Below are 1,530 nucleotides of genomic sequence, written 5' to 3' on the forward strand. Positions count from 1 at the left end.
CTTGCCGCTCGAAGGGTTGCCAAGCAACAGCACCACGCCATGGTCGGAGATGGCGTTGACGGCATCGCGATGCGCCTTCGTGGGTACGTAGGTACGCAGCTTCGGGATCCAGCTGTCGAGCAGCGCGCGACTCTGCTCGCTAAGCCGCTCGTCGACGATCAAGGTGAGATCGCCAAGGCCGTAGACCTGCGGGACCAACGCGCGCAGGCGCGCGCTGCCGCGGATGACGCGGACGATATATTGCCGCCCAAGGATATGCGGCTTGCGCACGCCAAGCGCGCGCAGTCTGGCGCGCATCGCGGCGGCGACCGGCGCGTCCACGCTCATATTGGTCATGAATGCATAGGTGTCGGCCTGGCCGTTTTTCACCAGCTCCTCGACATGGCTGATCTCGCCGGTGAGGTCGGAGACCTTCAGCGCCTTGCCCGCGTCCGATGTATGCTTGCACTGGACCGTGCCGATCGGCGATGCGTTGAGGCCGCCGGGGATGAGGAAGACGGCATCCTGGCCACCGTCCTGCGCTTCGCGGAAGATCTCGACCGGGCGGCCGAGCACCACTTCGCACACCTGCGAGCAGAGATCCTGGAAAGCGCGCCAGCCGATCGTGTGCAGCGCCAGGTCGCTCCAGGGACCATGGGCGCGCCGCTCATGCGAGACCGCCGGCTCCGCTTGAACACTCTCGGCGGTCATGCGGCAGCGACGCCATAAATGCTTCGCAAGCGCGCGGTCTGGGAAGCGGCGTCGCCCGCCAGTCCGATGTCCTTGGGCTGGAAATCTCCATCGGCATCGACCTTCAGGGCGAAGGCCGCTAGGTCCGCCGCGATCGCCTCTGGCAAAGCGATCCGCTCGTCATCGGCCAAAAGCTGCAACAGCCGGAATACGTCGGCTCTATGCTTGCGGACCGTCTTCTGGTCGACCGGTTCGCCGGCCTCGCGCCGCGCGGCGAGATCGAGGTTGGCCTTGGCCTTGAACGGGATCAGCATTCGCTCATCGAGCACCGCGACGCCGTCAACCGTGCGGCCGTTCTCGATCAGGGCATTGTAATACGCGTCGTCGAGCAGAATGGCTGACAGGCTGGCGATATCCTCATCGATCGGCAGCGGCGTAAGCGCGCTGCCCTCGGAAGGCGTGATGGCGTCGGGCGCGCGCGAGAAGAGTTCGAGCATCGCCGGAAATTGAGGATCGGCAGGCTTCTGGAAGCGGTAGAATTCCCGCCCGCCGCCGCTTCGTTCGCGCTGCTGATAGCCGCCCGATTCGACGAACGCCCAGAATCGCGCGCCGAACGCGGCGTCGAGCGCCTCGACCAGAATGACCAGGTCGAGGTCCTTCGTTGCCCGGAAGTCCAGACCGACCTCCTCCATGACGATCTCGCACGCGGCTCCGCCGATCAGCACATAATGGTGTGAGAGGCCGTCGAAATGCTGCCGAAAGACGTCGAGTCCCTTCACAGACCCACCTGGCCAAGCAGGGCGTCCTTCGCGGCCGCAACGCGATCATCGGCGCCGTCTGGCAGGCTCAGCCATAGCGACA

Annotated in this window: 2 protein-coding genes; both read right to left on the reverse strand. The window is 65.3% G+C overall.

Annotated elements, in window-relative coordinates; all coding sequences use genetic code 11:
- On the reverse strand, positions 1-690 hold a 690-nt coding region (locus tag U1872_RS22235; protein WP_503655191.1), incomplete at its 3' end, for a hypothetical protein.
- Complete coding sequence (locus tag U1872_RS22240; protein WP_332747292.1) at positions 687-1,448, reverse strand: hypothetical protein; 762 nt, start codon at positions 1,446-1,448, stop codon at positions 687-689. The genes U1872_RS22235 and U1872_RS22240, both read right to left, overlap by 4 nt.
- Between the last annotated feature and the right edge of the window lie 82 nt (positions 1,449-1,530).

Source organism: Parasphingomonas frigoris, assembly GCF_036663815.1.
Taxonomy (GTDB): domain Bacteria; phylum Pseudomonadota; class Alphaproteobacteria; order Sphingomonadales; family Sphingomonadaceae; genus Sphingomonas.